Below are 22,348 nucleotides of genomic sequence, written 5' to 3' on the forward strand. Positions count from 1 at the left end.
GATAAAATATAAACTTTAGAATGTCAGTACACTTTAATCCGCGAGATATTACATGGCTTGCTTTCAATGAAAGGGTTTTACAGGAAGCTATGGACGAAAATGTCCCCTTACATTTAAGAATACGTTTCCTGGGGATCTTCTCCAACAATTTAGATGAATTTTTCAGGGTACGTGTGGCAGGATTAAAACGGGCAATGGATTTTAAGGAAAAAGTGATCGCTGAATCTTTTTATCAGCCTCCTTCAAAAATTCTTCAGCGGATCAATGAAATTGTGATGAAACAACAGCAGAATTTTGATAAAACCTGGAAACATATCCAGGCTGAAATGGCTGATCTTAAGGTTTCTATCAAGACATCTAAAAATCTGACCACCAAACAGAAGGAATTTGTAAGACAGTATTTTGATGAAGTAGTAGAATCTAATGTTATCCCTATCCTGCTTCATGAAAATACGCCGATGCCCTATTTACGGGATAAAAGTCTCTATCTGGGTGTGGCCATGAGAAAGAAAGACTGGCAGTATTCCAGCAATTATGCGATTATTGAAATTCCATCACGTTTTGTAGGAAGATTTGTCCTGCTGCCTACGGAAGATCCGGAAGAAAAAAACGTTATGCTGCTTGAGGATGTTATTACATTCAACCTTCCGCATATATTCTCTTATTTTGGCTATGACGAATTTTCTGCCAATGCTTTTAAGGTAACAAAAGATGCTGAACTGGACCTTGATAATGACATTCGTACCAATTTTGCAGAAAAAATAGAAAAGGGACTCAAAAACAGAAGGAAAGGAAAGCCTACCCGGTTTGTTTTTGATAAGGATATGGACAAGGCCCTGCTGGAGCTTCTTATCCGAAAATTAAATTTAACGAAAAAGGACAGCATTATTCCGGGAGGAAAAATTCATAATTTCAAGCATTTTATGGATTTTCCTGATGTTTTTGAAACGTATGAAAGACCTGTAGAAAGATCTTCTTTTACCCATCAGGCTTTTGAAAACGGAGAAAGGGTGACAGATGTTATCTTAAAGAAAGATGTTCTGCTTACTTTCCCTTACCACAAATACAATCCGGTAATCGATCTTTTACGCGAAGCTGCTATGGACCCGGATGTAAAATCTATACAGATCACTGCTTACCGCCTGGCCAGTAACTCAAAGATCAGTAATGCCCTGATTTACGCCGCCAGAAATGGCAAGGAAGTAACAGTCATGCTGGAGCTTCAGGCAAGGTTTGATGAAGAATCCAACCTTAAGTGGAAAGAAATGTTTGAACCCGAAGGTATTACTGTACTTGTGGGCCTTCCGAATAAAAAAGTACACGCCAAACTCTGCGTAATAAAAAAAAGATCGCATAATAAGACGCTGCAATACGGCTTTGTAAGTACTGGAAACTTTAATGAAAAAACAGCAAGAATTTACGGGGACCATTTATTGATGACGTCGGACAGAGGTATCATGGCAGATATCAATAAAGTATTTAATGTCCTGAAAAAACCAAAAGATGATTTTCTTCCTGTTTTAAAAACGTGCAAAAACTTGATGATTTGTCCACAGTTCATGCGGGAAAAGATCGTTCACCATATTGATAAGGAAATCGAAGAAGCTAAAGCAGGAAGAAGAGCAGAAATCATCGTCAAGGCCAATTCTATGAGTGACAGAGCCCTTATTGAAAAACTTTATGAAGCCGCAAAAGCAGGAGTCGTTACAAAAACGATCGTAAGAGGAATCTACTGCGCTGTTAACCAAAAGGAGTTTAAAGAAAAGATAAAAGCAATAAGCATTGTCGATGAATATCTGGAACATGCCAGGGTCATGTATTTCTATAATAAAGGTGCAGAAGACCTTTACATCTCATCTGCCGACTGGATGACCCGAAACCTGGACTACAGAATTGAAGCAGCGGCAAAGATCACAGACAAGGAACTGAAGAAGGAATTAAAAGATATTCTCGACATTCAGTTGAGAGATAACGTAAAAGCTCGTATTTTAGACAAAAAATTGAGCAACGAGTATGTGAGGAATGATAAAAAGGAATGCCGTTCTCAAATAGAAACCTACAAATATTTAAAAGCTAAAACAAGCAAAGAATGAAGATTGCAGCGATAGATATAGGAAGCAACGCCGCCAGACTTCTGATCAATGAAGTAAAGGTCAGTAACAGAAAACCTGAATTTATAAAACTTAATCTTTTAAGAATTCCTTTGAGGCTGGGCATGGATGTGTTCACCATGGGGATGATCGGAGAAGAAAGAGAGAAAATGGTCATCGACTCTATGAAAATTTTCAGCGATCTTATGAAGATTTATAAAGTAGAGCATTACCGTGCCTGTGCTACCAGTGCTATGCGCGATGCCTCCAATGGGAATGAAATCATCAAGCAGGTAAAAGATACTTCAGGAATCAATATAGAGATCATTTCCGGTGACGAGGAAGCCACCCTTATCTATGAAAATCATGTTGCAGAAGGACTTGACAAAGAGTTTGCCTATCTGTACATTGACGTGGGAGGAGGTTCCACAGAACTTACTTTTTACGAAAACGGAAAAATGGTTTATGAAAAATCCTTCAATATCGGGACTATCCGCCTTCTGAACAATCTGGTAACTCCAGAAAACTGGCAGGAGATGAAGGATGAAATTCAAAAGAATATTGTCAGTAAAAGACCTGTTGTAGCTATCGGTTCTGGAGGAAATATCAATAAGGTTTTCTCAATGAGCAAGACTAAAGACGGAAAACCCATGACACTTTCCCATCTTAAAAAAGTTTATAAAGAATTTAATGAGCTTTCTGTAGAGGAAAGGATGACTAAGCACAACCTCAGAGAAGACAGAGCCGATGTTCTGGTTCACGCCTTGAGGATCTTTAATAACGTCATGTCATGGTCGGATATCAGCAGGATATTTGTTCCTAAAATTTCCGTGGCCGATGGTCTTATCCACAATATCTACAGTCAGCTGCACGAAAAAAAATAAATTTTCACTCTATAATCATTTGAAAACCAGCTATCTATTTTGGCTGGTTTTGTTTTATGTCATTGCGAACGAAATGACAGAAAACTTCATATCTATAAAGCTACTCTTCAGTATTATATTTCAAAATGTAGAATTTTTGCTGTAAATTTAAAGTAAAACCAAACGGTAGTACGTCATACATAATAACAACAGAAAAAGAATGAATCCGATCAAAATAATTCTTACGGGAGCAACCGGCATGGTAGGTGAAGGTGTTTTAATGGAATGCCTTGAAAATCCTAATGTTTCCGAAATATTAAGCGTAAGCAGAAAGCCTTCCGGAAAAACACATGCCAAGCTTAAGGAGTATCTGGTTCCGGACTTTTTATCTATCGACATGAACGATGAAAAACTTAAAGGCTATGATGCCTGCTTCTTCTGTGCAGGGATCAGCAGCATAGGAATGAGCGAGGAAGATTATACGAAGGTCACCTATGATACTACAGTTCATTTTGCCAAAGCAGTGCTGAACCAAAATCCGGAAATGGTCTTCAACTATGTATCAGGAACATCTACGGACAGTACAGAAAGCGGAAAGATGATGTGGGCAAGAGTAAAAGGCAGGACAGAAAATACTTTGAAAAAACTAGGCTTCAGGAATGCCTTCAATTTCCGTCCGGGATTCATGAAACCCGTTGAAGGTCAAATCAATGTAAAATGGTTCTTTAAACCATTTATTTGGTTTTTTCCTGTTTTATTACCTTCAAAATCATTAACTTTACATGAAGTGGGTAGAGCAATGATCAATGCCGTACATAGAGGCTATCCCACATCTACTTTGGAAATTAGGGATATTAAAAATTTAGCAATATGAGGGATATGTTAAAAAGAATAGTTCTTGTTATTTTTATACTTCTGGTTCTGTTGGCTATTTCAGGATTTTTATACATGCAGAAACATCCTTTGGAAGGAAAAAAATCGGCAGATAAAACATCAGATAGTCTTCGAAATATGATGACCAGGTAAAATAAAGGAACAGAGAAGCCGGATATGCTTATTTGTAAATTTGTTTTTCATTCCGTTATTTTACAATATATTTTGCTATTTTCCCTTTTCTCAGTAACTGTTACCTTTTTATTAAACATTTCTTAAGATTCCATTAAAATACTTGCAGTCTATAAAGTTCATTTTTGCATAAAATCTAATGCAAGTAAAAAATGATCAACAATTACCTATTAAAAGGATCTGTCATTGCCGCATTTTTCCTTCAGGGCGGACTTTTTGGACAAACACTTATCCATTACTGGAATTTCAACAATAATACATCTGCAGCATCCCTTACAGCTCCATCTTCCACTTTGGTGGGCGGATCTCTTGTTGCTCTAGCCGGGGGAACAAGCGAAATAGATTTTGCTGGCGGCACAGGACAAAACTTCAGTACCGATAATTTAAATGCCCGGAACGGAGATGCATCCGGAACTCATTTAAGATTCAACAATCCTATTGGAGGAGCATTAGTGTTCAATCTTCCTACGACAGGTTATCAAAATGCCGTTGTAAAATTTACAACGAGAAGGTCCGGACAGGGTGCAGGAACCCAATCCTGGTCTTATTCAACGGATGGAACTACTTTTGTTCCGTATCAGACCATTAATCCTCAGGATGCGAACCCGCAACTGATTACTTTTGATTTTTCTAGTGTTTCAGGAGCTTCCAATAACCCGAATTTTAAATTAAAAGTAGAATTTTCTGCCACAGGAGGCGGAACCGGTGGAAATAACCGTTTTGACAATTTTACAGTAGATGCCGCCACTGCCGGAGGAATAGATACTACACCTCCAACGACTGCCTATTTTCCCGCTCACAACACAAATAATGCTTCCATTTCGGTAAATCCAACTATTTCTTTCAATGAAAATGTAAGACTTACTGATAATTCCGCGATCAACGATTCTAATGCACAAAGCCTTGTAGAATTCCGTATTGGAAACGCTTCAGGCACTCAGGTTCCCTTCACTACAACTTTTAACAGTAATAAGATTACAGTAATTCCCACAACAGCACTTACTCCCGGACAGACCTATTATCTGGCTTTAAAACCCAATATGGTTGAAGATGTAAGTGACAATGGAGTGATAGCAATCACTTCAAGTACCTTTGCTACAGCGGGAACAACAGTTTCCCTGGATAAAAACTTCATTAAGGTTAACGAAAATGCAGGAACTCTGGCGTTCAAGATCAATGTAATCAATCCTTCCGCAGCTACAGTTAATCTTGTGGTAAAGCCGGCACCGTTCAGTACGGCAAACAGCAATGACTTCACTTTAGCCAACCAGACAATTAATATTACACCATCTACGACAAGCTATACTATAAATATTCCTATTCTTGATGATACGCTGGAAGAACAGCAGGCTGAATATTTCGTGGCAAGCCTTGAAAATCCGGTGGGGGCCACTATTTCAGGAGATAATACAGCAACCGTTTATATTGTTGATAATGATAAGCCTGCTCCGGTTGCTTCCGGACAGATTCAGCTAAATTATATCGGAAGCTTTGACCCTTCTGGAAACAACAACAGTTCTACGGAAATTGTAGTCCATGATCCTGCCAGCCAGAAATTATTTACCATCAGTTCAATCACGGGTGTTTTTGACATTATTGATTTTACTAATCCAAATGCTCTTTCCGTGGTTAAAACAGTAAATATGGGTCCATACGGAGGAATCACGAGCATTGCGGTGAAAAACGGTATCATTGCAACTGCTTCACCCAATGCAGATCCACAACAGAACGGCTCTGTGGTCTTTTTTGATATTAACGGAAACTTCCTGAAACAGGTAACCGTAGGTGCGCTTCCTGACATGATCACTTTCACTCCGGATGGAACAAAAGTAATCACGGCTAATGAGGGTGAGCCCAATGACGCCTACACCATAGATCCTGAAGGAACCATTAGCATCATTGATATCTCTGGTGGTATTGGAAGTCTTACGCAAAGTAATGTCACAACTCTTAATTTTAACAGTTTCGATTCTCAGACAGCCGCTTTAATGGCAACGGGACTGAGAAAAGTGAGAACAAACAATACCCTATCCCAGGATCTGGAACCTGAATATGTTACGGTAAGTTCAGACAGCCAGCAAGCATGGATAACACTTCAGGAAAACAATGCCATCGCTGAAATTAATTTAGTCACAAAAACAATTTCCGGAATCTGGGGATTGGGTAAGAAAGATATGAATCTTCCTGGTAATGGTTTTGATGCTTCGGATAATAATGGTGAGGTACTGATCGCCAATTGGCCTGTAAAAGCCTATTATATTCCTGATGCAGTGCAGAACTACAAAATAGGAACTACCAATTATATTGTCACAGCCAACGAAGGGGATGAAAAAGATCTTTCCGGATACAGCGAAAGAACAACAGTAGGGGCCAATACTTATACATTGGATCCTGTGCTTTTTCCTCAGGCATCTGTTTTAAAAGCTTCTCATAATTTAGGAAGATTCAGGGTTTCCAGCGCGACGGGGAATACGGATCCAGACTCAGAATTTGAAGAAATTGCAGCTTTGGGGGCACGTTCATTCTCAATTTTCAATGCAGATACAAAACAGTTGGTGTATGACAGTGGTGACCGATTTGAAAGATACATTTTCGCAAAGCATCCACTTATCTTTAATGCTGATAATGAGAGCAATGGTTCCAAAAACCGAAGCCGTGCCAAAGGTCCTGAACCTGAAGGGGTTGTTTTGGGTACTATCAACGGGCAAACTTACGCTTTCATCACTTTAGAAAGAACCGGAGGGGTAATGGTTTATAATATTACGGATCCAAATAATCCTGTATTCACAGATTATAAGCATTCCCGTTCTACTTCAGCTTACGGCGGTGATAACGGGCCTGAAGGTATCACCTACATTGCTCCGGGGAATACAACAACCGCAAAAGGCTATATTATTATCGCCAACGAAATCAGCGGAACATTATCAATATATGAAGTTGCTTCTCCTCCAACGTTAGGAACCGGAGAAATAAAAACAGAGAAAATGACCTTCAATGTATTCCCTAATCCTGTAACAAAAGGAAATACATTATATTTCAACAGGGCACAGGATTATGAGCTGTACGATATGTCAGGAAAGATGCTCGGAAAGGAGAAAAATGCTTTAACTATAGATACTTCAAGGCTTACTGCAGGAGTTTATCTTGTGAAAACTTCTGAAGGACACATCAAGAGGGTTATTGTAAAATAGAATATTTGATTGAGTTGATTGAAGGCCCCGGAAATCCGGGGCTTTTTTTAGGTGTATGTATCTTAATCAGGAAATCAATGAAAAATATTTGTGGAAAAAGTTCAGACGAAAAGAATTGCATGGATGGCTTGGATTTGCATTTTTAACACAATCTGATGAAATGGACAGAGAAAATGTCAAAGTATTTCTTGATGGTAATTTGTTTGATTGTTTTGAAGGGTTTTATTGTACTCTTGGAGAAGAGGTAAACGGACCGGGAGGTTATTTCGGAAGAAATGGCAATGCTCTGGATGATTGTTTTTATAGAGGTTTTGGTGTAAAATCTATGTCTGAAGTGACATGGAAAAATCATGAAAGGAGTAAAAATTATTAAAAGATCACTTTGATATAATTCTTAAAACCTTTGCAGATCATCGTGTAAAAGTTATTTTAGAATAAAAAAGCCCCGGGCGGAAAGCTTCGCTTTCCGCCCGGGGCTTATCTCCAATATTTTAATATTATGCTTGCGGAGTTTCAGGTTCCGGACTCATATCATCAAAATTCTTTTTCTCTTTCTTTTCCGGAACGGTTACAATTTCTGTTTTAACCTCATCCGGTTTTCCTTTTAAATATTCAGGTAAATTAAGACCAGCCATATTAAACAGATCGTTCAGAGGTGGTACCGTTTTCATCATTCCTGAAACAAAATTAGCGGTAGAACCATTTCCGTCCTGTCCGTTTCCACTGTCCCAAACTGTAATTTTATCAATTTTAATATTCTTAACGGCTTCCACCTGGGTTTTAACCAATTCAGGAAGTTTCTCAATTAACAGCAACTGGAAGGCACTGTTGGTATCACCTCCCGCAGCCTGTACTATTTTATCATAACCCTGAGCCTGCTTGGTCAGGATCTCGTAAAGACCTTTTGCTTCTGCTTCCATCTTTGCGAAAATAGCATCAGCCTCTCCTTTTGCCTGTAGCCGGATTTTTTCTGCTTCGGCCTGCGCATCGATAATAGCTTTCTGTTTTGCAATTTCTGCGTGAACTACAATATTGGCCTGCTGGGTAGAACGTTCTCTTTCTGCTCTTGCGGCTTCCGCTTTCTGTTCAGCAAGGTAAGATTCTTCCAAAGACCGTGCAGCCTGCACTTTTTCGGCAGCAGTGGCAATTCTCAATGCTTCCGCTTCTTTTTCTCTTCTTTCAGCATCAGAGTTGGCGATCGTAATTTTTGCTTCGTTCTCCCCTTTTACAGCAATAGAATTTGCCAATGAAGTGGCAATCCTGGACTCTTTTTCCGCTTCTGCCTTACCGATAGACTCATCTTTTACGGCGGCTGCAATACTGATCTCTTTATCTTTTTGTGTGATTGCAATTTTTACATCTCTGTCTCTCTGTGTTTCTGCGATCTGCGTATCTTTTTCCCTGTCTGCAATTGCTTTTCCGGTTTCCCCGATCTTCGTTTGCTCAGCAACACTGATAATCGCTTCGTTAATAGCTTTTGCTGCAGCTTCTTTACCCAAAGCTTCAATATATCCGGATTCATCTCTGATATCCGTTACGTTCACGTTGATCAGTTTTAAACCGATTTTCTTTAATTCAGTATCTACGTTTTTAGAAATATTGTCTAAGAATTTATCCCTGTCTGAGTTGATTTCTTCAATTGTCATCGTAGCAATCACCAGACGAAGCTGACCGAACAGGATATCTTTGGAAAGTTCCTGAATCTGCTCCTGAGCCAATCCTAGTAATCTTTCCGCTGCATTTCCCATAGAATCCGGTTCTGTAGAAATAGCAATGGTAAATCTACACGGTACATCCACACGGATATTTTGCCTGGATAAGGCATTGGTAAGATTGGCCTCTATAGAAATCGGTTTCAGGTCAAGGTACGCAAAATCCTGAATGACAGGCCATACAAACGCACCACCTCCGTGGATACATTTTGCTGAGCTGCCTCCCGTTTTCCCGTAAATAACCAAAATTTTATCCGAAGGACATCTTTTGTACCTCGAAATAAGGGCTAAAAATGTGACGAATAGTACAAGTACAATAACTAATGTTAAAATAAGACTTCCTGGTATTGCCATAAATAGTTTTTATAATGGTTGATAATGAATTAAATTTTTGAAACAACAAGGATCTTGTCATAGATATAAGCGACCCTCACAGAATCACCGGACGGAATATTTTCTTTTTCTTCCGTCATCGCAGGAAGTTCGTGGCTGGTTCCGTTTACAGAAATTGTGATCTTGCCTTTTCCGCCCATATCTGCTGGAATGGTAAGATAAACTTCTCCTGCCCTTCCAATCAGGTTTTCCATTTTAAACGTATTGTCTTCTGTAAGTTTAAGGATCTGCATGATCAGGATAAAGAACAGAAATATAAATCCTGCTCCTACAAGCACGGCAACAAAAATCAACAGCGACTTGCTGCCTATTGAGTCGTAGAACGCTACACCACTCCATCCGAATCCTAAAAGGAAATTGATCAGGTTTCTGAAAGAAAATAACTGAAAAGGACTGTCAGCATGGCTGTCTCCACTAAAATCAGCATGAATTGTATCTCCATGACTGCCTCCGACAAAAGTAAGAACCGTTTGAATTAAAAAGATAAAGCTGGCTGCTATGGCTGTATACCAGAACCCTTGATGAAGCGGTTCTAAGTTTTGCAGAAATTCAAACATAAGATGCGTTTTTAACAAATATAATTAAAAAAAATCAATAAAGCCAATAAAAATAAGTATAAAAGACCGCTTTAAAGTGTAAATGGTAAGACTTTAAAATGATCTCTTCAAACATAATTCTCTCAGAATATGATCAAGAATTCAGCACAAAAAAAGACAGGCTGAAAAAACCTGTCTTTAAAAAATATTTCGTGTACTTTTTACTCTACATTGATTACTTTTTCAATCTCCGGGGCATGTTGCTTGATGGTATTTTCTACGCCCAGTTTCAGGGTTGAAAAATTCAGCGAACACCCGGAACAGTTACCCAAAAGTTTTACAAAAACCTGGTTATCCTTCACGTCAATAAGCTCGATATCACCTCCATCCTTATTCAGGAACGGCCTGATGCTTTCCAGAGCTTCCATTACTCTCGTTACTGTATCTTCGTGTGTTATATTTGTTTCCATATTTCTTTAGTTCAATTCGGCTTTTTCAAACTCAATTGAAAATAATTATTTTTTAGCTTTCGGTGAGCATCCTGCCATTGTTGTAATTTTTACAGCTTCCGTAGGCGGAAGGTTTTTATTTCTTTCTACAAGACTTTCTACCATATTTCTTGCCGTTTCTGTATAGATCTCTGCAATTTTAGACCCTTCCTGAAGCGCGGCCGGTCTTCCGACATCTCCTGCTTCTCTGATACTCTGGATCAATGGAATCTCTCCCAATACCGGAATCCCCAGATCTTCAGCAAGATACTGAGCTCCCTGCTGCCCAAAGATGTAATACTTATTATCAGGAAGTTCTGCCGGCGTAAAATACGCCATATTTTCGATTAATCCAAGAACCGGAATGTTAATACTTTCCATCTGGAACATTGCAATCCCCTTTCTTACGTCTGCCAATGCTACATGCTGAGGTGTGCTCACGATCACAGCACCCGTTACAGGTACTTCCTGGATGATAGATAAGTGGATATCTCCCGTTCCCGGAGGAAGGTCGATCAATAAAAAGTCAAGTTCTCCCCATGCAGCATCTCTGATCATCTGGTTCAAAGCTTTGGAAGCCATAGGACCTCTCCAAACTACAGCCTGGTTGGCTCCTGAAAAATATCCTATAGACAACATTTTCACCCCGTAATTTTCTACAGGCTTCATCATACTTTTCCCGTTAACTTCTACAGAAATCGGTTTTTCGCCCTCTGTATCGAACATCGTAGGAACAGACGGTCCATAGATATCGGCATCCAGTAATCCTACTTTGAAACCCATTTTAGCTAAAGTAACCGCCATATTTGCAGCCACTGTAGATTTTCCTACACCTCCTTTTCCAGAAGCAATAGCTATAATATTCTGGATTCCTGCAATCTGCTTACCTTTAATCTGGCTCTGCTGAATCTCGCTGGGCTCCGGAGAAACAATTTTCAATTTCAGATTAATATCTTCTCCGAACTCACTGGCAAAGGCCTGCTTCATAGCCGCCTCCAGCTTTTTCTTTTCGTGCATTGCCGGTGAATGGGCTGTCATGTCTATATAAACATCATTACCCATGATTTGAAAGTTACTTACCAAATCGTCTACTTCTATCTCTTTAAGGAAATCCTGAACCTTTTCTTTCGTCAACATACTAAATATAAATTGTTCACAAATTTACGGATTTTTTCGACAATTTAGAATCAATAAAATCTATAACCTGATGTGATAAATAAGATTATAAAAATTCTGACGTTATATTTATTATCCTCATTCTTACAATACAGTTTTATCACCCTATAAATAAACTATGAATACCAACAGCTATCCTTCTAAACACGCATCTTCCAAAGGTATTTTTGTACTAGGAAAGACCAGATTCAAATGGTATAATCTGGCTGAAGATCCCTCTACGGTTTCTGCTCAAGATATTATCAATGCTAAAACCTGTATAAAAAATGCTGAGGAAAGTTTTCAGAATAAAGATGACCTGGGCTTTGTCATTATGCACAGATGCGGTGAACATTATCTGTTATTGGTCTGCACCTGGAGAAGCGAAAACGAATTATGGGAAAGCGTTTACTATGACGGTTCAGGAAAATTTGAAGTCTGGGACAGGGACAAAATTCATCTTCCCACGTACTGTGTCTGGGAAATGGGAATTGTATACCACGAATCCATATCCTGGAAAAAATTTCTGGGAACCGACCGAACAGAAACTCAGCAGCAAAATTATTTAGATGATCTTTTTGAAGGAGAAGTTTAGAATTTTAAGGTTAAAGATTGAATAATCCGTATAAATTCAATGGGCAGACATCTGACCAGGTTTTATTTAGCTTGCCCTGCTTTCTCCCAATTCTGTCTTTTTTATTACATTCCGTTCTACTGTTTTTTTAATATATTCGTTGGTGTAAAATTATGATATGAAAAATAGACTGGCGGTTTTCTCATTATTTATTGTCCAGATTATATATTCCCAGAATTATTCCCAATATGTAAATCCTTTTATAGGAACGGGAGGTCATGGCCACACTTTTCCCGGAGCCACTGCTCCGTTTGGAATGGTACAGCTTTCACCTGATACAAGGATAGACGGGAGTTGGGACGGATGCAGCGGCTATCATTATTCGGATTCTGTGATCTATGGCTTTTCCCATACGCATCTCAATGGAACAGGAGTTTCGGATTACGGGGATATCATGCTGATGCCAACGATGGGAAATTCGAGCCTGAATTACAAAGATTATTCTTCTAAGTTTTCGCATAAAAATGAAAAAGCTTCTGCAGGATTTTATTCTGTCAAATTAGATAAAAACAATATTGATGTCCGTCTGACCACTACCAAAAGAGTCGGCTACCACGAATACACCTTTAACAATTCCGGAAAGGCCAATATCATTCTGGACCTCAACCACCGGGATAAGCTTCTGGAAGGTGAAGTAAAGATTATTGATGATAAAACCATTGAAGTTTTCAGAAGAAGTGAAGCCTGGGCAGCCAATCAGTATATCTACGCCAGAATTGAATTTTCAAAACCCATGAAAATCTCCAAAAAAGAGGTTAACGGAAAGCAGGAGGACAAACTTTTCACAGGAACAAAACTGGCTCTGGCATTTTCAGCAGATGTAAAGAAAGGAGAGAAGATCAATGTAAAAGTAGCCATTTCTCCGACAGGTTATGAAGGAACAGGAAAAAACATGCTGGCGGAAGGAAAATCCAATGATTTTGAAACCGTAAGAAAACAGGCCGAAACTGATTGGAACAACGAGCTTTCAAAAATTGAGGTTAAATCTGATGATAAGGATAAACTTTCAATCTTCTACACAGCTCTTTACCATGTTTTTACCCAACCGAATATCAATATGGATGTGGATGGAAAATACAGAGGCCGCGATAACAAACTCTACACTACTAATGGACCTGATTATTACTCCGTCTTCTCACTCTGGGATACATTCAGAGCTGCCCATCCGCTGATGACGCTGATCGACAGAAAGAGAACAGCAGATTTCATCAATACGTTCATCAAACAGTACGAGCAGGGCGGAAAGCTTCCCGTTTGGGAGTTGGCTTCCAATGAAACGGAATGTATGATCGGCTACCATTCTGTTTCTGTAATTGCAGATGCAATGGCGAAAGGTATCCAGGGATTTGATTATGAAAAAGCATTCCAAGCATCTAAAAATTCTGCCATGCTGGATATTTTCGGTTTAAATGCTTATAAACAGAACAATTACATCAGTATTGATGATGAGCATGAAAGTGTTTCGAAAACGGTAGAATACGCCTATGATGATTGGTGCATTGCCCAAATGGCTAAAATTTTAGGCAAAAAAGAAGATTATCAGCATTTCATGAAACGTTCGCAGAACTGGAAAAACCTTTACAATCCTAACAACGGTTTTATACAGCCCAGAAAGAATGGAAACTGGTATGAGCCTTTTGACCCAAGGGAAGTGAACAATAATTATACAGAAGGAAATTCATGGCATTACTCTTATTCTGTGCAGCAGGATATTCCGGGGCTGATTGCTGTACACGGCGGAAAAGAAAAATTTGAGCAGTTCATTGATGCTATTTTCGCAGCACCAGAAAAAACAACGGGAAGAGAGCAGGCAGACATCACAGGACTGATGGGACAATATGCTCAGGGGAATGAACCGAGCCATCATATTGCTTATTTATACAATTATGTAGGGAAACCGGAAAAGACAGATGCCAAGATCAAATATATCCTTGATCATTTTTATAAAAATACTCCGGACGGCCTTATCGGAAATGAAGACTGCGGCCAGATGAGTGCATGGTACATCTTAAGCTCACTGGGCATTTATTCTGTAACGCCGGGATTACCTGAATGGCAGACGACAACGCCGTATTTCGATGAGGTTAAAATTCATCTGGAAGACGGTACCACGAAAGTGATCACGAAGAATACCAGTAAATCCGAGCTTCAAAAATTAGGGTTTGAAAACAGTAAACCGTCAAAGGATTTTAAATATACACAGCTGACTCCGGCACCGGTTATTGCCTCCGACAGAATCTTCGATTTTTCTGCAAAAGTACAGATCACTCCTCTGAATCCGGCTGATAAAGTATATTATATGACCTTAAGTGATAGTGATGCCAATGTAAGAAAGACCTTCACTACCTATAAAGGGCCTTTCACTATCAGCAAGACCACTCAGGTCCTCGCCTATTCGGAAAGAAATGGTGAAAAAAGCTCAGTTACGGTAGCCAATTTCAACAGAAGGCCTAACTATTGGGATATTACCATCAATTCAAAAGTTAATCCACAATATACCGCCACTGGAAAACTGGCATTGATTGACGGTATCAACGGTGATGTGAACTGGAGAAAAGGTGAATGGCATGGCTATCAGGGACAGGATTTTGAAGCGGTAATTGATTTAAAGTCACCTCAGCAGATTACAAAATTATCATCCACTTATCTTCAGGACAGCAAAGCCTGGATCTTAATGCCTGAAAAAGTAGAATATTATGCTTCCATGAACGGGAAAGACTTTGTCCTTCTGAAAACTTTAGATAATACCATAGATCCTAAAGATGAAAAAGTACAGATCAAGGATTTCGGAACAGAAATTCTTCCGACGGAAACCCGATACATCAAAGTAAAAGCGTACTACTACGGAAAACTTCCGGAGTGGCACCAAGGGGCCGGCGGTGAGGCTTATATCTTTATTGATGAGATTTCTGTGAAATAGTTGGGAGGGAAGTCTGAGGATTTCTGAATCTTGGTTTTATTATCACCGGATTAAACATCTATACAATAACGATCAGAAGTAGATTAACAAACAGCAACTTCTATCTTCCTAAATAAAAAGAAAGCCCTTTGAAAAATTCAAAGGGCTTTCTTTTATAAAGATTCTTCACATTTGAGATCCTGAAATCTATATTCTGCCTCTGGCCGATGCATGTTTTAATTCATCCTCTCAGACCATTGCAATTCTTCAGGCAGTTCCATATCAGAAAATTCTATATGAATCACTCTTCTCCTCCTCCCATCTGTTGTTCTGTTCGAACCGTGAAGCGTAAGGGGTTTCATAATCATAATACCGCCCTTCTGTACATCACAGATTTTTTCCGTTTCCGTACTCCAGTCTATGGTTTCCGGTCTGTAGATTCCTTTGGTGTGAGATCCCGGGATGACTTTCAATGCTCCGTTATATTCATCCGTATCATCCAGGTGAATCCTGATGGTACATATATTTTCAAGAAACGGAAGAGGTGGCTGTACAGCAAACTGATCGTTCTTGGTTGTCCATGGCCCGAAGCCCTGCATTTCCAGCTTTTTATCCACAGAAATCGTCAGATCCTGATGATAGGCCACATACCAGTTTGAGGTTTCCGGTTTGTCAAAATAAATACTTTTTACGGCAAAATATTTTTCTCCGAAGAGTTTTCTTACAATGGTTTTAATGGTATCGTTAAATATGAGGTCTTTAACTTCCGGAACTTCCTTCAGGAACTGTCTTACAGCAAAAAGGTCATCAGATTTTCTAAAATTCTTTCTCGAGTTATCAGCATTCTGAATGCTCTTTGCGATCTTTTCAATCTCATCATCAGAAAAGACCGAATTGATTACGGTAAGGCCTTTTTCAAAGAAATATTGTTTATGATTCTCTATATATTGTTTTGTCATGTGCGATTATACTTCCTGAGGTGTATTTTCAAGCTGTCCTTCCCATTTGGAAACAGCAGAAGTTGCCAATGCATTTCCTAATACATTCGTCATACTTCTTCCCATATCACAGAAATGGTCGATTGGCAGGATCAAGGCGATACCTTCCGGCGGAATTCCAAACATAGAACAGGTTGCCACAATGATTACCAAAGAAGCTCTCGGAACTCCGGCAATTCCTTTTGAGGTAAGCATTAAAACTAAAAGCATTGTGATCTGCTGCCCAATTTCCATTTCAATGCCATAGATTTGGGCTATGAAGATGGAAGCAAAGGTCATATACATCATACTTCCGTCAAGGTTAAATGAATATCCTAAAGGCAGGATGAAGGATACTACTCTGTTATTACATCCGAATTTTTCCAGCTCTTCCACCAATTTAGGGAAAACAGCTTCTGAACTCGTTGTTGAAAAAGCAATCAGTAACGGAGCTTTTATTCTTTTGAGCAATTCGAAAAGACGGTTTCCTAAGATCAAATAGCCTACCAATAAAAGAACAAGCCAAAGTACCCCCAATGCAAAGAAAAAGTCTCTCAGGTAAATTGCATAAACTTTGAATATTTCGAACCCGTTCATGGCCACTACTGCAGCAATGGCTCCCAAAACCCCAAGTGGTGCAAACCACATGATATAACCTACCATTTTAAGGATGGCATGGGCAATAATATCAAAAAGCTTAACCACAGGCTTTGAATATTCTTCTCCCAGATTAGCAAGAGCTACCCCAAACATAATGGAAAAAACAACAATCTGCAGTACCTCATTGGTGGCAAAAGCTTCAAATAAACTTTTAGGGATCATATGTTTTACAAAGTCTTCCAATGAAAAACCTTTACTGCTTTTTAAAAGATCTTCTGCAGCTGCTGCATCCTGGATAGGCAGTTTTGTTACATGTCCCGGCTCAAGCCAGTTAACCAATATCAGCCCTATAAAAAGAGAAACCAATGAAGCACTAATAAACCACAACATTGCTTTCGTTCCTACCCTTCCAATCATTTTGATATCGCTCATTTTGGCAATTCCCACGACAAGCGTGGTAAAAACCAGCGGTGCGATAATCATCTGTACCAGCCTGATAAAAACAGTTCCCAGCAATTTGATATTTTTGGAAAAGGGTTCTGCACTTTCGGGATACTGTACATGTACAAGACCTCCGATTCCTACTCCCAGGATAAGTGCAATGATAATGGCAATAAAAAGTTTATTTTGTCCTTTCATATATGTAGTTCAATTCCCGCAAATATAATAGTTTTTCAATTGGTATAAGATTTTGTCTGAATTCAGTTAAGATTTAGTTAAATTTATAATACATTAAAATTAAATCGCTGATTCCTAAAATATTGTAAAAAATTTAAGAAACATTTATTGAGCTTTTATTATTTTGGTACAAATTTTATTATTACATTTGATTGTATTAACAACATTAATAAATATACAACTATGAAAAAAACTATCGCAATGGCTGCATTAGCTGTAGCTATATCTTTTGGAGCGGTGTCTTGCAAAAAGAAAATTTCTGACGCCGATCTTCAAACTCAGGCTACAACTGTGGTAACTTCTAATCCCAATGCTTCTGTAGAAGTAAAAGAAGGAGTGGCTCATTTAAGCGGAACTTTCGCAGACCAGCAGTCTAAGGATGCCATGATTGCAAAATTAAAAGCTATCACAGGAGTCAAAGAAGTGATGGATATGTCTACTATAGCTGCACCGGTTACAACTGCACCAGTGGAGACAGCATCTGCTGTAGATCCAGCAGTTCAGAAAAAAGTTCAGGATGCTGTGAAGGATTTCCCATCTGTGAAGGTAGAGGTTGTGAACGGACAACTTACACTTACAGGAAATGTTTCAGGCCTTCAGGCGAGAAAAATCAAAGAATCTGTAGATGCTTTGAAAATCGGAAAGTATAACAATAACCTAGTGGTAAAATAATTTTAAGATGAGCACATTACAAGATAAATATTCAAGCGTAGTTTCAGCAGCACAGTCTGCAGGAATTTCTAATCTTCAGGTTCAGGAACAGGATGGTATTCTTTATGTTACTGGGAATGCTTCCAATACAGCAGCAAAAGATGCAGTATGGAATGCTTTAGGAACTATTGATTCTACCTATTCAGCTTCAGATATCAATATTGATGTACAAGTGGCAGGATTAACTTCAGGTGCTTCTTTAACAGTAGCTACAGAGGATTCTAATCTTAACATCAGACAGGAGCCTTCTACTGAGGCTGCCGTAGTAGGAAAAGCTGCAAAAGGTTCATCGGTAACTTTGATCGAGCAGACTTCTGATGACTGGTGGAAAGTGAAAACTGATGACGGCCAAGAAGGTTATGCTTATTCAAGATATTTAAGAGCTTAATTTTTTCAAAATATCAAACTTTTGAAAAAAATCAATACAGACATCCCCAATTGGGGATGTTTTTTTATAATATCCCTCAGTCAGTCAGATCCAGCAGGTGTTTTTGCTTTGGTCTTATCCTCTTCTATTTTCCATTGAAAGATGTATATGGGAGCCATTTTATTTCTAAATTAGCAGTAAATTTTATTTATGAAGATCCATATTTCAATTTTATTTGTTTTCTTTTTTATCCTTGGAATTTCACAGAGTACAGACCAGAAGGATACTTTCGTAAAAGATAATTTCACCAAAAAGGAATTTTACATTCCGATGCGTGACGGTGTAAAGCTTTTCACAGCAGTATATGTTCCGAAAGATATTTCAAATAAGAACAAATATCCTTTCCTGATGCAGAGAACCTGCTACAGCATTGCTCCCTATGGTGAAAATGAATACAAAACCAAGCTGGGTCCTAACCAGTTCCTGATGAAGGATAAGTATATTTTTGTATTCCAGGATGTACGCGGAAGGTATATGAGTGAAGGAACTTTCACCAATATGACTCCTCAGATAGACCGCAAAACCAAAAAGGATGTGGATGAAAGTACAGATACATATGACACGATAGAATGGCTTTTGAAAAACATCAAGGATAATAACGGAAAGGCCGGTCAGTATGGAACTTCATATCCAGGATTTTATACTGCGGTAGGAATACTGGCACAGCATCCTGCTTTGGTAGCTTCGTCGCCTCAGGCTCCTATTTCGGATTTCTGGAATGATGATTTTCTTCATAACGGCAGATTTATGCTGGGGTATTTCAGAACTTTCCCGGTTTTCGGGATTCAGAAAACAAAACCAGAAAACAAAGCCTGGTATATGGATAGCTTCGTAAAGCAGACTTCTGAAGATGGCCTTAAGTTTTACAGGGATATGGGAACTTTAAAGGATGGTTATGAAAAATATTATAAAAACAATTTCTTCATGACGGAGATCATGAATCATCCTAATTATGATGAATACTGGCAGAAAAGAAATCTTCTTCCCCATTTAAAGAATGTAAACCATGCAGTAATGACCGTTGGGGGTTGGTTTGATGCAGAAGATCTTTCAGGACCGCTGAATATTTACAAAACCATAGAAAAAACAAGTCCGAAAGCTAAAAATACCATCGTAATGGGTCCTTTCTCTCACGGAGCATGGGCGCAGGAGCAGGGAAAACATTTCCACAACCAGATCTATTTCGGAGATAGCATTGCAACCTATTACCAGAAGAATATTGAAACTAAATTTTTTAATCATTATTTAAAGGGAAACACGAAAGAAGATGCCGGGCTTCCGGAAGCTCTGATGTATGATACAGGATCTAAAGAATGGAGAGAATTCTCCTCTTATCCTCCGAAGAATGCCCAGAAAATAAGTTTTTATTTAACTGACGGAGCATTGAAAAGAACAGCAGGACAGGGTTTTTCAGAATACTACAGCGACCCAAACAATCCTGTTTTAAGTTCCGACAATCTGAAAGATTTCAATGGTTTTACTCCTAAAAATTATATGTCAGAAGACCAGAGATTTGCAGTAGGCAGACCGGACGTTTTGACATTTACAACGGATATTTTGACGGAAGATATCAGTTTTGCAGGAGAGATCATGGCTAAGCTGAATATTGCTACCTCTTCTACAGATGCAGATTTTGCAGTAAAACTGATCGATGTTTATCCTGAAGACTTTAAACCTGCAGAAAAGAAAGATGGTGTGATCTATCCAAACTATCATCAAATGGTAAGAAGTGAAATTATGCCAGCCAGATTCAGAAATTCCAGAGAAAAAGGAGAAGCGCTGGTACCTAACGAGAAAACTGCAGTGAATTTCAGACTGCAGGATGTGATGCATACTTTCAAAAAAGGACATAAGATCCAGATTCAGATCAGCAGCACATGGTGGCCGCTTTTTGCAATAAATCCTCAGAAATTCATGGAGAATCCAAATTTCGCTACGAAAGAAGATTATACGAAAGCTTTTATCAAAGTGTATAATGACAGTTCTATCGAAGCTGAAGTTTTGAAATAAAAGCAAAATCCCGGTGACTTTGAGAACCTCAGTCATCAGGATTCATATTCATCTCTGCTTCTTAAAACGTAAAAGCCGATCGCTTCGAGAATCTTAGCGACCGACTTTTTTTATATTTTGTAAGCTTTGGTGGCCGAGTCCCTCAAAGTCACCAGAGTTTTTACTCTTCAATTGTCCTGAAAGTAAGATTTACCCTTGGTGTTTTTACTTTTGTTGTTGGAGGAAGCCTGTGCAGCCAGTTTTCCTGTGTTGTTCCTTTCATAATCAGCAAACTTCCGTTTTCCAAGAATATTTCCACTTTTTCCTTGGTCGTTTTATGTTTAAATAAAAACTTTCTTTCGGCGCCGAAAGTGAGGGAGGCAATTGCACCATGTTTTTTAAGATCGGTTTCGCCATCACTGTGGTAGGCCATTCCCTCACTTCCGTCGTGATATAGATTGAGAAGACAGGAATTGTAGGTTTCTCCGGAGACCTCTTCGCATTTTTTCTTTAATTCTAATAATTCCGGAGTCCATAATTTTGCCAATTTTGTCCGTTTTGAATAGGTATATTCAAAGGCTTTTTCTCCGAACCATGCCACTTTTCTTTTCGTTAAAATTAATTTTCCGAAGATCACTGCTTCATCACTCTCCCAAGGAATCTGATTCAGCAAATAATCATAAAAAAAGTCGGATTTATCTTTACTGAAAACCGTTCCGTAATAGTGGACCGTTCCGTCATGCGGAAGGATATTCAAAGGATATTCTGATATTTCTTCAAACAGGCTGTTCATGATTTTGATTTGTAAAAAATATAATGTATTGATGATTTTTAATAATTTTTCAACCACAAAAGTCGCAAAAGTCTTTAACACTTTAGTTTTTTAAATTATTATTAAAACATTGAATAAAATGCACTTAAGATTTTTATTCTGTAATAATATCTAAAATATGATTTGCAATATTTACATCAATAGGAACGGACTTCAGTCCGTTTTATAAATAAAAAACACAATCTGGCTTTAGCCAAAACTTAAATCAGATTAAGGTAAACAAAATCTAATTTCCAGCATAAACCTTTGAACTTTCCCAACCCACGATCAGCTGCTTTCTTCCGCTTCCCCATCGGTAACCCCCAATATTTCCGGTAGATTGAATCACACGGTGGCATGGAATAAGAAAAGCCACAGGATTGCTGCCAATCGCTGTTCCGACAGCTCTGGATGCCTTCGGATTTCCTATTTTTTCAGCGAGATTTCCGTAGGTGGAAAGTTTTCCCATTGGAATAGAAAGTAAACTTTCCCAGACTTTAAGCTGGAAATCGGTACCTTTTAAATGTAATTTAATCGTGTTGAGCTTCGTCCAGTCTTTATCAAATATGGACAGGGCATTTTTCTGCAGGGCATCCTGTGTTTCAAAAAAAGAAGCATTGGGGAATTTCAGTTTCAAATTTCCCAATGCTGTTTCTTTATCGTCTTCAAAAGCCATATAGCAGATCCCTTTTTCTGTAGATGCTGCCATTACATATCCAAAAGGGCTTTTGGAAAAACTGTAATTGATGTTCAGGCTTTTTCCGCCGTTTTTATATTCTGCCGGAGACATTCCTTCTATGTTCACAAAGAGGTCATGAAGCCTGCTTGTGCTGGATAGCCCCGTCTCATAGGCGGTATCAAATAAAGTCGCTTTCTCTTCCTTCAGTAAATTTTTAGCGTGTTCAAGGCTGATGAACTGCAAAAATTTCTTAGGACTTGTTCCTGCCCATTCTGTAAATATCTTCTGAAAATGAGCCGGACTCAAGTGAATATTCTCTGCCACTTCCTCCAAACTTGGCTGAAGCCTGAAATTGCTCTGGATATATTCTATCGCTTTGGCAATTCTGTTATAATCTATCTGATTTTGTGCGGACATATTATTTCTTTTTTACCTCACAAATTTCCAAAG

19 protein-coding genes are annotated in these 22,348 nt (G+C 38.7%); 11 read left to right on the plus strand and 8 right to left on the minus strand.

Annotation, left to right across the window (positions count from 1 at the left end; all coding sequences use genetic code 11):
* The first annotated feature begins 20 nt into the window (after window positions 1-20).
* The 6 genes from ppk1 to J2T03_RS16795 all read left to right on the plus strand — a co-directional run bounded on the left by ppk1 (window position 21) and on the right by J2T03_RS16795 (window position 7,582).
* Window positions 21-2,093 carry a polyphosphate kinase 1 gene (gene ppk1 / locus J2T03_RS16770; RefSeq protein ID WP_306843483.1) on the plus strand — a complete coding sequence of 691 codons (2,073 nt, stop codon included), beginning with the start codon at window positions 21-23 and terminating at the stop codon, window positions 2,091-2,093.
* Window positions 2,090-2,974, plus strand: coding sequence for a Ppx/GppA phosphatase family protein (locus J2T03_RS16775; protein ID WP_307212832.1), 885 nt, complete (start codon window positions 2,090-2,092; stop codon window positions 2,972-2,974). Before ppk1 ends, J2T03_RS16775 begins: the two co-directional genes overlap by 4 nt.
* 199 nt (window positions 2,975-3,173) lie before the next feature.
* Entirely contained in the window at window positions 3,174-3,827 is a 654-nt protein-coding gene (locus tag J2T03_RS16780) for an NAD-dependent epimerase/dehydratase family protein (RefSeq protein WP_306843479.1), read from the plus strand.
* Window positions 3,828-3,832: 5 nt separating this feature from the next.
* Window positions 3,833-3,979: a hypothetical protein gene (locus J2T03_RS16785; RefSeq protein WP_307212835.1), complete on the plus strand. Its 147-nt coding sequence runs from the start codon at window positions 3,833-3,835 to the stop codon at window positions 3,977-3,979.
* Between the two features lie 191 nt (window positions 3,980-4,170).
* Entirely contained in the window at window positions 4,171-7,209 is a 3,039-nt protein-coding gene (locus J2T03_RS16790; RefSeq protein ID WP_307212837.1) for a choice-of-anchor I family protein, read from the plus strand.
* A 55-nt stretch (window positions 7,210-7,264) separates the two neighbouring features.
* Window positions 7,265-7,582 (plus strand): barstar family protein, encoded by a 318-nt coding sequence (locus tag J2T03_RS16795; RefSeq protein WP_307212840.1) that lies wholly within the window; start codon window positions 7,265-7,267, stop codon window positions 7,580-7,582.
* Window positions 7,583-7,706: 124 nt separating this feature from the next.
* On the opposite strand, the gene J2T03_RS16800 is transcribed toward J2T03_RS16795, so the two are convergent.
* The 4 genes from J2T03_RS16800 to J2T03_RS16815 form a co-directional block, all read right to left on the minus strand.
* A complete protein-coding gene (locus J2T03_RS16800) occupies window positions 7,707-9,275 on the minus strand; it encodes a flotillin family protein (protein ID WP_306843473.1) in 1,569 nt (522 codons plus the stop codon).
* A gap of 29 nt (window positions 9,276-9,304) precedes the next feature.
* Window positions 9,305-9,871, minus strand: coding sequence for an NfeD family protein (locus J2T03_RS16805; protein ID WP_307212844.1), 567 nt, complete (start codon window positions 9,869-9,871; stop codon window positions 9,305-9,307).
* 200 nt (window positions 9,872-10,071) lie between these two features.
* Window positions 10,072-10,320: a NifU family protein gene (locus tag J2T03_RS16810; RefSeq protein WP_002977212.1), complete on the minus strand. Its 249-nt coding sequence runs from the start codon at window positions 10,318-10,320 to the stop codon at window positions 10,072-10,074.
* A gap of 45 nt (window positions 10,321-10,365) precedes the next feature.
* On the minus strand, window positions 10,366-11,475 hold the full coding sequence (locus tag J2T03_RS16815) for an Mrp/NBP35 family ATP-binding protein (RefSeq protein WP_307212847.1): 1,110 nt from the start codon (window positions 11,473-11,475) through the stop codon (window positions 10,366-10,368).
* A 157-nt stretch (window positions 11,476-11,632) separates the two neighbouring features.
* Here J2T03_RS16815 and J2T03_RS16820 point away from each other — a divergent pair, with 157 nt between their 5' ends.
* Both J2T03_RS16820 and J2T03_RS16825 read left to right on the plus strand, forming a co-directional pair.
* Window positions 11,633-12,088: a hypothetical protein gene (locus tag J2T03_RS16820; protein WP_307212850.1), complete on the plus strand. Its 456-nt coding sequence runs from the start codon at window positions 11,633-11,635 to the stop codon at window positions 12,086-12,088.
* Between the two features lie 157 nt (window positions 12,089-12,245).
* Window positions 12,246-15,047, plus strand: coding sequence for a GH92 family glycosyl hydrolase (locus J2T03_RS16825; RefSeq protein ID WP_307212852.1), 2,802 nt, complete (start codon window positions 12,246-12,248; stop codon window positions 15,045-15,047).
* A gap of 215 nt (window positions 15,048-15,262) precedes the next feature.
* Here the strand turns inward: J2T03_RS16825 and J2T03_RS16830 are convergent, their stop codons facing one another.
* Both J2T03_RS16830 and J2T03_RS16835 read right to left on the minus strand, forming a co-directional pair.
* Window positions 15,263-15,985 (minus strand): phytanoyl-CoA dioxygenase family protein, encoded by a 723-nt coding sequence (locus J2T03_RS16830; protein WP_306843446.1) that lies wholly within the window; start codon window positions 15,983-15,985, stop codon window positions 15,263-15,265.
* 6 nt (window positions 15,986-15,991) lie between these two features.
* Window positions 15,992-17,242, minus strand: coding sequence for a dicarboxylate/amino acid:cation symporter (locus J2T03_RS16835; protein WP_306843444.1), 1,251 nt, complete (start codon window positions 17,240-17,242; stop codon window positions 15,992-15,994).
* A 222-nt stretch (window positions 17,243-17,464) separates the two neighbouring features.
* On the opposite strand from J2T03_RS16835, the gene J2T03_RS16840 reads away from it, so the two are divergent.
* The 3 genes from J2T03_RS16840 (at window position 17,465) to J2T03_RS16850 (ending at window position 20,429) form a co-directional block, all read left to right on the plus strand.
* The gene (locus J2T03_RS16840) at window positions 17,465-17,953 is read left to right on the plus strand and encodes a BON domain-containing protein (protein WP_306843442.1); all 489 of its coding nucleotides are present in this window, start codon (window positions 17,465-17,467) and stop codon (window positions 17,951-17,953) included.
* A gap of 7 nt (window positions 17,954-17,960) precedes the next feature.
* Window positions 17,961-18,380, plus strand: a complete 420-nt coding sequence (locus tag J2T03_RS16845) for an SH3 domain-containing protein (protein ID WP_306843440.1) — start codon at window positions 17,961-17,963, stop codon at window positions 18,378-18,380.
* A gap of 189 nt (window positions 18,381-18,569) precedes the next feature.
* Window positions 18,570-20,429, plus strand: coding sequence for a CocE/NonD family hydrolase (locus J2T03_RS16850; protein WP_307212855.1), 1,860 nt, complete (start codon window positions 18,570-18,572; stop codon window positions 20,427-20,429).
* A 160-nt stretch (window positions 20,430-20,589) separates the two neighbouring features.
* Here the strand turns inward: J2T03_RS16850 and J2T03_RS16855 are convergent, their stop codons facing one another.
* On the minus strand, window positions 20,590-21,201 hold the full coding sequence (locus tag J2T03_RS16855) for an alpha-ketoglutarate-dependent dioxygenase AlkB family protein (protein WP_306843437.1): 612 nt from the start codon (window positions 21,199-21,201) through the stop codon (window positions 20,590-20,592).
* 265 nt (window positions 21,202-21,466) lie between these two features.
* Entirely contained in the window at window positions 21,467-22,315 is an 849-nt protein-coding gene (locus J2T03_RS16860; RefSeq protein WP_307212857.1) for a bifunctional helix-turn-helix domain-containing protein/methylated-DNA--[protein]-cysteine S-methyltransferase, read from the minus strand.
* Window positions 22,316-22,348: the final 33 nt, after the last annotated feature.

The organism is Chryseobacterium lathyri, assembly GCF_030812195.1.
GTDB lineage: Bacteria > Bacteroidota > Bacteroidia > Flavobacteriales > Weeksellaceae > Chryseobacterium > Chryseobacterium lathyri_A.

What these genes read in the sequence shown, in the direction of transcription:
- ppk1 (WP_306843483.1), top strand. Translation starts at nt 21, where the DNA reads ATGTCAGTACACTTTAATCCGCGAGATATTACATGGCTTGCTTTCAAT.
- J2T03_RS16775 (WP_307212832.1), top strand. Translation starts at nt 2,090, where the DNA reads ATGAAGATTGCAGCGATAGATATAGGAAGCAACGCCGCCAGACTTCTG.
- J2T03_RS16780 (WP_306843479.1), top strand. Translation starts at nt 3,174, where the DNA reads ATGAATCCGATCAAAATAATTCTTACGGGAGCAACCGGCATGGTAGGT.
- J2T03_RS16785 (WP_307212835.1), top strand. Translation starts at nt 3,833, where the DNA reads ATGTTAAAAAGAATAGTTCTTGTTATTTTTATACTTCTGGTTCTGTTG.
- J2T03_RS16790 (WP_307212837.1), top strand. Translation starts at nt 4,171, where the DNA reads ATGATCAACAATTACCTATTAAAAGGATCTGTCATTGCCGCATTTTTC.
- J2T03_RS16795 (WP_307212840.1), top strand. Translation starts at nt 7,265, where the DNA reads ATGTATCTTAATCAGGAAATCAATGAAAAATATTTGTGGAAAAAGTTC.
- J2T03_RS16800 (WP_306843473.1), bottom strand. Translation starts at nt 9,275, where the DNA reads ATGGCAATACCAGGAAGTCTTATTTTAACATTAGTTATTGTACTTGTA.
- J2T03_RS16805 (WP_307212844.1), bottom strand. Translation starts at nt 9,871, where the DNA reads ATGTTTGAATTTCTGCAAAACTTAGAACCGCTTCATCAAGGGTTCTGG.
- J2T03_RS16810 (WP_002977212.1), bottom strand. Translation starts at nt 10,320, where the DNA reads ATGGAAACAAATATAACACACGAAGATACAGTAACGAGAGTAATGGAA.
- J2T03_RS16815 (WP_307212847.1), bottom strand. Translation starts at nt 11,475, where the DNA reads ATGTTGACGAAAGAAAAGGTTCAGGATTTCCTTAAAGAGATAGAAGTA.
- J2T03_RS16820 (WP_307212850.1), top strand. Translation starts at nt 11,633, where the DNA reads ATGAATACCAACAGCTATCCTTCTAAACACGCATCTTCCAAAGGTATT.
- J2T03_RS16825 (WP_307212852.1), top strand. Translation starts at nt 12,246, where the DNA reads ATGAAAAATAGACTGGCGGTTTTCTCATTATTTATTGTCCAGATTATA.
- J2T03_RS16830 (WP_306843446.1), bottom strand. Translation starts at nt 15,985, where the DNA reads ATGACAAAACAATATATAGAGAATCATAAACAATATTTCTTTGAAAAA.
- J2T03_RS16835 (WP_306843444.1), bottom strand. Translation starts at nt 17,242, where the DNA reads ATGAAAGGACAAAATAAACTTTTTATTGCCATTATCATTGCACTTATC.
- J2T03_RS16840 (WP_306843442.1), top strand. Translation starts at nt 17,465, where the DNA reads ATGAAAAAAACTATCGCAATGGCTGCATTAGCTGTAGCTATATCTTTT.
- J2T03_RS16845 (WP_306843440.1), top strand. Translation starts at nt 17,961, where the DNA reads ATGAGCACATTACAAGATAAATATTCAAGCGTAGTTTCAGCAGCACAG.
- J2T03_RS16850 (WP_307212855.1), top strand. Translation starts at nt 18,570, where the DNA reads ATGAAGATCCATATTTCAATTTTATTTGTTTTCTTTTTTATCCTTGGA.
- J2T03_RS16855 (WP_306843437.1), bottom strand. Translation starts at nt 21,201, where the DNA reads ATGAACAGCCTGTTTGAAGAAATATCAGAATATCCTTTGAATATCCTT.
- J2T03_RS16860 (WP_307212857.1), bottom strand. Translation starts at nt 22,315, where the DNA reads ATGTCCGCACAAAATCAGATAGATTATAACAGAATTGCCAAAGCGATA.